General features: G+C 63.4%; 10 protein-coding genes. 3 read left to right on the forward strand and 7 right to left on the reverse strand.

Translation table 11 applies throughout. The annotated features are described in order from the left end of the window. Positions 1 to 793 (reverse strand): LysR family transcriptional regulator (locus EOA32_RS27570; protein WP_145971366.1); only part of this gene is annotated, 793 nt, incomplete at its 3' end. A 110-nt stretch (positions 794 to 903) separates the two neighbouring features. Here EOA32_RS27570 and EOA32_RS27575 point away from each other — a divergent pair. From EOA32_RS27575 to EOA32_RS27585, 3 genes are all read left to right on the forward strand, one after another. Further along, entirely contained in the window at positions 904 to 1,548 is a 645-nt protein-coding gene (locus EOA32_RS27575) for an FMN-dependent NADH-azoreductase (protein ID WP_066994627.1), read from the forward strand. Between the two features lie 66 nt (positions 1,549 to 1,614). Continuing rightward, the gene (locus EOA32_RS40660; RefSeq protein ID WP_280940543.1) at positions 1,615 to 1,740 is read left to right on the forward strand and encodes a hypothetical protein; all 126 of its coding nucleotides are present in this window, start codon (positions 1,615 to 1,617) and stop codon (positions 1,738 to 1,740) included. A gap of 157 nt (positions 1,741 to 1,897) precedes the next feature. Further along, a complete protein-coding gene (locus tag EOA32_RS27585) occupies positions 1,898 to 2,830 on the forward strand; it encodes a 3-keto-5-aminohexanoate cleavage protein (RefSeq protein ID WP_067326797.1) in 933 nt (310 codons plus the stop codon). A gap of 30 nt (positions 2,831 to 2,860) precedes the next feature. Here the strand turns inward: EOA32_RS27585 and EOA32_RS27590 are convergent, their stop codons facing one another. The 6 genes from EOA32_RS27590 to dnaG form a co-directional block, all read right to left on the reverse strand. Next, the gene (locus EOA32_RS27590; protein WP_067326794.1) at positions 2,861 to 3,154 is read right to left on the reverse strand and encodes an HlyU family transcriptional regulator; all 294 of its coding nucleotides are present in this window, start codon (positions 3,152 to 3,154) and stop codon (positions 2,861 to 2,863) included. 201 nt (positions 3,155 to 3,355) lie between these two features. Beyond that, positions 3,356 to 4,027, reverse strand: coding sequence for a PadR family transcriptional regulator (locus EOA32_RS27595; RefSeq protein WP_128373398.1), 672 nt, complete (start codon positions 4,025 to 4,027; stop codon positions 3,356 to 3,358). Positions 4,028 to 4,176: 149 nt separating this feature from the next. After that, the gene (locus tag EOA32_RS27600; RefSeq protein ID WP_189407419.1) at positions 4,177 to 4,557 is read right to left on the reverse strand and encodes a DCC1-like thiol-disulfide oxidoreductase family protein; all 381 of its coding nucleotides are present in this window, start codon (positions 4,555 to 4,557) and stop codon (positions 4,177 to 4,179) included. Positions 4,558 to 4,621: 64 nt separating this feature from the next. Next, a complete protein-coding gene (locus EOA32_RS27605; RefSeq protein WP_066994615.1) occupies positions 4,622 to 4,915 on the reverse strand; it encodes a GYD domain-containing protein in 294 nt (97 codons plus the stop codon). Between the two features lie 204 nt (positions 4,916 to 5,119). Continuing rightward, positions 5,120 to 7,150 (reverse strand): RNA polymerase sigma factor RpoD, encoded by a 2,031-nt coding sequence (gene rpoD, locus EOA32_RS27610; RefSeq protein WP_066994612.1) that lies wholly within the window; start codon positions 7,148 to 7,150, stop codon positions 5,120 to 5,122. A 421-nt stretch (positions 7,151 to 7,571) separates the two neighbouring features. After that, complete coding sequence (dnaG, locus tag EOA32_RS27615; protein ID WP_128373399.1) at positions 7,572 to 9,524, reverse strand: DNA primase; 1,953 nt, start codon at positions 9,522 to 9,524, stop codon at positions 7,572 to 7,574. Positions 9,525 to 9,704: the final 180 nt, after the last annotated feature.

Below are 9,704 nucleotides of genomic sequence, written 5' to 3' on the forward strand. Positions count from 1 at the left end.
CCTCGCGATAAGGCTCGAGATCGAGCTCGACCAGCCGCCCGCTGGCGATGTCGTCGGCAATCAGCCAGCGCGGCAGCCCGCCCCAGCCGAGACCCTCACGCATCAGGGCGTGCTTGGTGCGCACGTCCGTCAGCCGCCAGGTGCGATAGGCAAACACGCCATAGTCGCGGCCCCGCGTCCGCTCCGACTGGTCGGAGACGACAAGCTGGATGTGGTCGCGCAGATCTTCGATCGCAATTGGCTTCGGCAGTTTCGCCAGCGGGTGGTCGGGTGCGGCAGCCGGCACCAGCGAGATGAAGCCGATGCGCAGCAGATTGACGTCCGCATCGCCTTGCAGGCCGCCAAAGCCGAGGTCCGACTGGCCGTTGACGACCTGATCGACGATCAGGCCGAGCGAACCGATATAGAGGCGCAGCATCACCGCCGGGAACTGGGCCTCGAAAGCCTTGAGCACCCGCACGAGCGCCGGCGAAGGCAGCGCCACGTCGACCGACAGGCTCACTTCCGCCTCCAGCCCTTGCCTATAGCCGTCGGCGCGCGAGCGGATGCGCTGCAGCACGCCGATCATGCGCCGCGCGTCCTCCAGCATGGCCTTTCCGACATCGGTCAGTTGGGGCTCGCGCAGGCCTTCGCGCTCGAACAGTTTCAGGCCCAGTTGCGCTTCCAGGTTCGCGATGCCGTAGCTCACCACCGACTGCGCCCTGTTTAGCTTGCGCCCCGCGGCCGAGAAGCTGCCGGTGTCGGCCACCGCCACCAGGATCTGCAATTGGTCGAGCGTCGGATTTGGCTGCATGATCAATCCACATTCTCGATGGATACTATGCAAATAATACCAGTTTTCCGGATAGAGCGGCAACCCCATATTGGACGGGAAAGTCAATCCAACCCAAAGGGGACACCGCCATGTCCATACTGCTTGTTACCTCCAGCCCGCGCGGCGCCGCCTCGCACTCGACCCGCGTCGCCACCGATCTTGCTCAGAAGCTGGTCGCCGCCGATCCGTCCAACACACTTGTCGTGCGCGACTTGGTCGCCGATCCGCTGCCGCATATCGATCCTGACTATGCCACCGGCATCTACACCCCGGCCGAGGCACGCAGCCCGCGTCAGGCCGAGGTGGTCGGCGTATCCGATGCGGTGCTCGACGAGCTGTTCGCGGCTGACACGATTATCCTCGCCACCGGTTTCATCAACTTCAACATTTCCTCGACGTTGAAGTCGTGGATCGACCACGTCGCACGCTCGGGCAGGACTTTTGCTTATGGTGAGAATGGCCCGAAGGGCTTGGTCGCCGGCAAGAAGGTCTATATCGTGCTTGCTTCGGGCGGCATCTATTCCGAGGGTGCCGCGGTGCAGATGGATCACGCCATCCCCTACCTGCGCGGCGTGCTTGCCTTCCTGGGCATGACGGACGTCGAAGTGATCCGCGTCGAAGGCGTCGGCATGGGCGCCGACGCGGTTACCGCCGCGCTTGCCAAGGCGACCGCCAAGGTGGATGCGATCGCTGCCGCGGCTGCTAACGCGGACGGGATCGCCGTGGCCGCGTAATCATTGCCCTGAGAATGAAGATACCCTGAGAATGACAAGGCGGGCGCCGATTGGCGCCTGCCTTTCTTGCATGTTCGTCAAGCCGTCCCGATCTGGAACGACTGTTTCTTCCCGCTGGTGCTGATCACCTTCGACAATTTGAGGAAACTGCCCCAGGGCCTGACGGTGTTCGTCGGATTCACCGCCGACTAGCTGTTCACCGGGCTGACACTGGCGGCGCTGCCGATTACCCTGTTCTATGTCGTGCTGTCGAAGCGGTTCATTGCCGGCATCACCCAAGCGGTCGAACAGGACGCGGTCGAACAGGGCGCGGCCGAATAGCGAAGAGATCAGATCAGGGCATCAAAAAGTGGCAAGCCAGAACAAGATCATCATCACCTGCGCGGTCACAGGCTCGATCCACACGCCGTCAATGTCGCCGCACTTGCCGGTGACGGCCGAGGAGATCGCGACCGCCGCTATCGAGGCGGCCGAGGCGGGTGCCGCGATCGTCCACCTTCATGCCCGCAATCCGGTCGACGGACGCCCCGACCAGTCGACCGAGGCGTTCGCCCCTTTCCTGCAGGTCATCAAGCAGCGCTCCAACTGCGTCGTCAACATCACCACCGGTGGTGCGGCGACGATGAGCGTGGAGGAACGCGTCAGGCCCGCGAAAGTCTTCGCGCCCGAGGTCGCCTCGCTCAACATGGGCTCGATGAACTTCGCGCTGTTTCCGATGCTGGAGCGCTTCAAGACGTTCGAGCATGAGTGGGAGCGGCCCTATCTCGAATCGTCGCGCGACCGGATCTTCCGCAACACTTTCGGCGATATCGAGCACATATTGCGCACCTGCGCCGACAACGGCACGCGCTTCGAGATCGAGTGCTACGACATCGGCCATCTCTATACCCTGGCGCATTTCGTCGAGCGCGGGCTGGTGAAGGCACCGTTCTTCGTCCAGAGCGTGTTCGGCATCCTCGGCGGAATCGGCACGCATCCGGAGGACGTCGCCCATATGAAGCGCACGGCCGATCGGCTGTTCGGCAACGAATATCACTGGTCGGTGCTGGGCGCCGGCCGCCACCAACTGCCGATCGCCACGCAGGCGATCGCGCTGGGCGGCAATGTGCGGGTTGGCCTGGAGGACTCGTTATGGATCGGCAAGGGCAAGCTTGCCCGCTCGAGCGCCGAACAAGTAACGAAGGTCCGCCAGATCATCGAGGGCCTCGGCGCCTCGATCGCCACGCCCGACGAGGCGCGGCAGATCTTGCAGCTGAAGGGCGGCGACAAAGTCGCGTTCTGATCCCGACAAAAACGGACCCCGCGGCAACGCCTATCCAAACATCCGCTCGCCCTGCTCGTCGACGAGCTGGATGCCCTTCTTGATCGAGATGTCGACCGCATCGTCCAGCCCGGCGAAACGGTCGGCGCGGATGAAGCGGTGCTCCTTCATCACGCCGTCCACTTCCTTGGAGACGACGCCGCAGGTCTGGTACTGGCCGTCCGCCTTGTAGGGCGTGGCGCTGATCAGGAATCCCTTGTGCTCGACCTGCTTTGCCGGCTTCGCGGCTCCGGTGTCCGTCGCCTCACCACCGCCGCCGCCGAAAAGACGTTTCAGAAAAGACATAGCGCATCCTCCAACGGCAAATCGTCCTGGCATCACATAGCGTGCCGCAGGACGATTTTCACTACAGCATGATCCCGAAAACGGTGCAGCGGTTTCGGGAAGAGCATGCTCACAAAGATAAACGGGATGACTTTTGGAAGTCATCCCGCTTTGACGATCGTTGGGCGAGCCAGCAATAGCTCCTTCAGTGCCCGGGGCGACTCATCGACGTGAGAGGGCTTCGAGCGCTGCGGCGGCGTCTTCCAGAATGCTGATCGCCTCGGCCTGCTTGTCCTCCGGAGCATCGACGATGTCGCTGAGCGCGGCGCGTAGGCGGTGGCGCAGTGCGCGGAACCGGTCGCGCTTTTCGTGACGGCCGCGCCGGCCGCCGTCCTCGCCCTCGTCGTTCCAGCCGAACCAGTCGCGCGCCTTGGCCATCTTGCGGCCAAACCGCTCGAGATGGTCGAGCACGTGATCGATCATCTCGCGATTTTGCTCGAGATGCGCCCTGCCCGCCTCGGTGATCGAGAACACCTTCTTGTTGCCTTCGCTTGACGAGACGGCATAGCCGGCCTCCTCGAGAAAGGTGAGCGTCGGATAGACCACGCCCGGGCTCGGGCTGTAGATGCCGCTGGTGCGTTCCTCCAGCGCCTTGATGATGTCGTAGCCGTGCCGCGGCGCCTCGGCCAGAAGCGACAGCGTGATCAGCTTGAGATCGCCGTCGGCCAGCATCCGGCCGGCGCGGAACATGTCGCCCGGACCGCCGCGGCCGCCGCCGCGCATGCCCTGCCCGAAGGGACCAAAGCCGCCGCCGCGACCGCCGAAAGGACCGGCCATGTGCATGAACATGCGCTGACCGAAATGGTTGTGCCCGAAGGGACTATGCTTGTGCATGGATCGCTCCTTGAGTTCTATCTTACGATATATCTTAAGTAAGCGGCGGCTCGGGTCGAGTCAAGATATATCTTACGATGTATCTTGGTTTACGCCAAGCGAACTCGCCAGGCGGTCGAAATGCGACGCCACGCCGCTGCGAAAACCGGCTACCAGCGGCCTTTGCGGCGGTTCCAGGCGTAGAGAAGATCGGCAAAGCGATCATAGACAAAGCGCGTCAGCCGCAGCACGGCCGGATTGCCGAATAGGGTTGCCAGCCATCCCTCGCCAGGCGTGAGCCGCCAAACGGCGATCGCCACATCGGCACCGAGCAGCAGCTTGCCCTCGGCATCGGTCGCATGCAGCCGCCGGCGAACATCCTCGAGCGAGGCGCCGAAGGCTGAAAGCGCTTGCGGTTCGAAATTGATGTCGCGGAATTCGACGCGGCCGGACTTGACCGCTTCAATCAGCCGCCGTTTCTGGCGCTTGATGCCGGCATCGCAGACCGGGCAGCGTGTGTTGTACCAGACAGTCAGCAACGGTTCAGGCATCGCGCGACTATCGGCGACCGAGCGCGGCACCGCAACAGCATCGAGCCGGGCTGTTTCCGGCGCTCTACCCCAGCGAACTGATGATCTCGCGGTAGGCGAATTCCGGAAACGCCTTCATCGTCCGCGTCCTGACATTGCCGCCCGACGACAACATCAGCGCGAAGCGGGCAAGCACGGCATCGTCCGGCGCTTCGACAATGGCGACCATGTCGCATTCGCCCATGGTCAGATAGAATGCCTTGAACGATCCGCCCATTTCACCGAGCAGCTTCTTGGCGGCATCGAGCCGCTTCGGCGACTCCCGCACGTTCTTGGCGCCCAATTCGGTCCAGTTGATAAGCACGATGTAGGTTGTCATGGCACACCTCCCACCGGGAGCCACGGAGCGCGACGCCTGGCAGTTGCGACCGGCGTCCGGGGCGGGCATCCGGCTTGTCGCCCACAAAATGCATCCGACCCTGAAATTATCCTCCTGTTGAGCAAGCCCGGCAAGGCGGCATAACAAATGACAGGAAATGAAAAAGGACGCCGAGGCGCCCTTTTTCGTATGTTGCGTTTCCGCTCAGCTGTCCAGGAAGCTTCTCAGCTTCCGCGAGCGGCTCGGATGCTTGAGCTTGCGCAGCGCCTTGGCCTCGATCTGACGGATACGCTCGCGGGTGACCGAGAACTGCTGGCCGACCTCTTCCAGCGTGTGGTCGGTGTTCATTCCGATGCCGAAGCGCATCCGCAGAACACGCTCCTCGCGCGGGGTGAGCGAAGCCAGCACGCGCGTGGTCGTCTCGCGCAGATTGGCTTGGATCGCCGCGTCGATCGGCAGGATCGCCATCTTGTCCTCGATGAAGTCGCCGAGATGCGAATCCTCCTCGTCGCCGACCGGCGTTTCGAGCGAGATCGGCTCCTTGGCGATCTTCAGCACCTTGCGCACTTTCTCGAGCGGCATTGCGAGCTTCTCTGCCAGCTCTTCCGGCGTCGGCTCGCGGCCGATCTCATGCAGCATCTGGCGCGAGGTACGGACGATCTTGTTGATCGTCTCGATCATGTGCACCGGAATGCGGATGGTGCGCGCCTGATCGGCGATCGAGCGGGTGATCGCCTGCCGGATCCACCATGTCGCGTAGGTCGAGAACTTGTAGCCGCGGCGGTACTCGAATTTGTCGACCGCCTTCATCAGGCCGATATTGCCTTCCTGGATCAGGTCCAGGAACTGCAGGCCGCGATTGGTATACTTCTTGGCGATGGAGATGACGAGCCGAAGGTTCGCTTCCACCATTTCCTTCTTGGCGATCGCGGCCTCGCGCTCGCCCTTCTGCACCTGGTTGACGATCCTGCGGAATTCCAGAATCGAGATCGCCGTCTCGGTGGCGAGGTTCTGGATCTCGGCGCGCAGTTCCTTGATCGCGTCCTTCTCGTTCTTGGTGAATTCCTTCCAGCCGCGCGAGGTGAGATTCGCGATCGAGCGGGTCCAGTTCGGATCGAGCTCCGAGCCCTGATACTCCTTGAGGAACTCCTCGCGGCGCACGCCGTAGCTTTCGGCGAGCCGAAGCAGCTTGCCCTCGTTCTGCACCAGGCGCTTGTTGATGTCGTAGAGCTGCTCGACCAGCGCTTCGATGCGCGCGGTGTTGAGCGACAGCGACTTCACCGCCTTGATGAGCTGCTCCTTGAGCTCCTTCAGCCGGCGATCCTGGCTGGGCGAAAGCGTGCCGGCAGCCGCCAGCCGGTTCTCGACCTGCTGGTCCTGCAGCTTGCGAAGCTTCTTGTAAGTATCGGCGATGACGTCGAGCGTCTCCATCACCTGCGGGCGCAATTCCGCTTCCATCGCGGCCAGCGACAGGCTTGCCTCGTCCTCGTCGTCTTCCTCTTCTTCCAGCCCGCGCGTGTCGCCGCCGACATTGGTGATGTCGTCTTCTTCCTCGCGCGCCGCCGAGCGGCCGCGCGGCTTCTCTTCGGCCTTGGGCGCTTCCTCGACGCGTTCGACGACCGGCGCCTGCTTGGCCTCGGGGCCGGCATAGGTCGCCTCGAGGTCGATGATCTCGCGCAGCAGGATCTTCGATTCGTTTAGCTCGTCGCGCCAGATGATGATCGCCTGGAAGGTGAGCGGGCTCTCGCATAGGCCCGCGATCATCGTCTCGCGGCCGGCCTCGATGCGCTTGGCGATCGCGATTTCGCCCTCGCGCGACAGGAGCTCGACCGAGCCCATCTCGCGCAGATACATGCGCACCGGATCGTCGGTGCGGTCGGTCGGCTCTTTCTTGGTGGTCGTGGTGGCAACGGCGGTGCCGGTCTGCTCGGCAAGCTCGTTGGCGTCTTCCTCGGAGTCGGCGCCCGCGTCGCCGCCTTCCGCCTCCTCGCCCTGCTCGTCGTCCTCTACGACGTTGATGCCCATGTCGGACAGCATGGCCATCGTGTCCTCGATCTGCTCGGATGTCACTTCCTCCGAGGGCAGCACCGAGTTCAGTTCGTCCATGGTCACATAGCCGCGCTTCTTGGCGGCCTTGATCATCTTCTTGACAGCATCATCGGAAAGGTCGAGCAGCGGGCCATCTGTGGCGCCTTCACGTTCGGTCTCGACCTCTTCCTTTTCCTTTGTCGCCATTCTTTGTCGTCTCCAAGCGGCCGTAATCGAAGCCGCGTAAGCTGCCGGACCGGTCAAACCGGATGCGCTCGCCCCAGAACGCTTCTTACCGGGCCAGTGACCGCATCATCTCTTTTGTTTGCTGCCTGTCGTTGCCCCAAAACCGGTTCCACTTTTGGGCGACATGCATTAAGTCCAGATTAACCCTGGTATCTGTGGCAGGCCTTTTGCCTGTCCAGTCGCCAGAACCTTACATCGCTCAAAATTTCCCACCGACGCCGGGCACGGTTAACGTTTCGAATCGTCCTGATTCCGCCAATCTGCCAGAAGGTCAAGCGCCTCTGGCATGATTCGCATGAAAAAAGCGAATCAATTGCCCGACTTAGAGGCGTCGAATCGACGCGCCTTGAGCATTTCCACTTCATTTCGGGCCGACCTGGGCCTAAGCGCGCCCAGCCCTGCCCGACGAAACGCCGAACCCTTCGATCAGCGCTTCCGTTGCCTGTACATCGTTGAATTGCGCTTGAATCTCGACGAGATGCCGGAAGTTTTCGTCCGACGGGTCTGCATCGAGCGCCGCCTGCGCCTGTTTCAGCTCCCTATGTAAGGTGCGCGCGCTACGCTGCAAGTGCAGCGCTTGGTTGAAGGCGTCCCGGGCATCGTCAAGTCCCGCGGTTTCGAGCGCCGGCCACTGCCGCGCCCGCTTGATCAACGCCACGGCGCGTTCCCAGATGTCGCCGCATCCGGCGCGCTCGATGGTGGCGATGACCGCGCCGCGGTCGTCGGCCGCGTCATGCGCCATCGCGTCGAGGATGGCTGCATGCAGCCGCCTGAGATCCGAATTGGCAAGATCGAGGAATTCGACATGCGCGAAATTCTCGTCGATCAGCGGCGGATGGTTGACCAGCGCCACGATGATCGTCGCCTCGCGCACCGACATGGCCTCGCCCGTGCGCTTGACCAGCGCCGAGCGGCCGAGGCTTTCGGTGATGGCGGTGCGCGCGCCCGCAGCGCTCCGGCCAAACGCCCCGCCTGGCGCCGAACCTCTGCCGCGCTCGCCTGGCCGGCCGTCCTGGCGTCCCCCGTGTAGGCCTTGCCGCGCGCCGCGCTGCGAGCCGAAGAAGCTTAGGACGCGCTCGCGCATCTCCTGCTGATAGTGGTAGCGCAGGCTTTCGTCGCGGATGCGGCCGGTAAGCTCGCGCAGCGTCTTCTCGAGCTCCGCCCGCCGCTCCGGCGTCTCGAACACGCCGCCGGCCGTCTCGCGCATCCACAGAAGATCGGCGAGCGGCCGCGCTTCCGAAAGCACCGCGCGGAACGCGTCCGGCCCATCCGCTTTGACCAGATCGTCGGGGTCCTTGCCTTCGGGCAGCAGCGCGAAGCGTGCCGAGCGCCCGGGCTGGATCGCCGGCAGGGCAAGGTCGGCGGCGCGCCAGGCGGCCTTCAGCCCGGCCTGGTCGCCGTCGAAGCACAGCACCGGCTCCGGCGCCATGCGCCACAAAAGCTCGAGCTGGTTTTCGGTGAGCGCGGTGCCGAGAGGCGCCACGGCATTCTCGAAGCCGGCCTGTGCCAGCGCGATCACATCCATATAGCCTTCGACGGCGATCACCGTGCCGCCCTTGGCCACCGCTTTGCGGGCGCGGGCGAAATTGTAGAGGACGTTGCCCTTGTGGAAGAGCTCGGTCTCCGGCGAGTTCATGTATTTCGCCAAAGCGTCCGGCGCCAGCGCCCGACCGCCGAAGGCGATGATCCTGCCGCGCGAATCCGGGATCGGGAACATGATGCGGTCGCGGAACCAGTCATAGGAGACCGGGATGTCGTCGCCATGCCGCACGAGTCCGCAGGCCTCGATATCGGCCTTCGGCACGCCCTTGGCGGCGAGGTATTCCTTGAGCGCGTTGCGGCTGTCCGGCGCATAGCCGAGCCGGAAGGACTGCTGCGTCGCCGGCGTCAGACCGCGGTCGCGCAGATAGGCGCGGGCCTTGGCGCCCTCCGGTCCCTGCAGGCGCTCCTGGAAGAAGACCGTCGCCATCTCCATGACGTCGGTCAGACTGGCGCGTTCCTTCTCGCGCTTTTCTTCTTGGGCGTCGCGCACCGGCATCGGCACGCCGGCCATCTCGGCGATCCTTTCGACCGCTTCGGGAAAACTCATGCCGTCGAGCTCGGTCAGGAACTTGAAATGATCACCCGAGACCGAACAGCCGAAACAGTGATAGCGCCCCTTCTTGTCCTCGCAGTGGAACGACGGGCTCTTTTCGCCGTGAAATGGGCAGCACGCCCAATAATCGCCGCGCGATGCGTTGGACTTCTTCCTATCCCAGGAAACGCGTTGACCGATCACCGAAGAAATCGGCACGCGGTCGCGTATCTCGTCGAGGAAGGCGGGTGGAAAGCGCATCGGGAAAGGCTCGTTTACCCTCCATATAATCAAGCCGCTTGGGCGCGACGACTCGATAAGCCCAATCGTACCCGCTTTTCACAGACAAAAAGAAGGCGGCCGCGCGGCCGCCTTCCCGTCTTTCGGACCATTCCCCGCTCAGTGCGCGGCGATCGCGCCGAAGATGATACCGGAGACGAT

Origin of the sequence: Mesorhizobium sp. M1A.F.Ca.ET.072.01.1.1, from assembly GCF_004023325.1 — a bacterium.
Classification (GTDB): domain Bacteria; phylum Pseudomonadota; class Alphaproteobacteria; order Rhizobiales; family Rhizobiaceae; genus Mesorhizobium.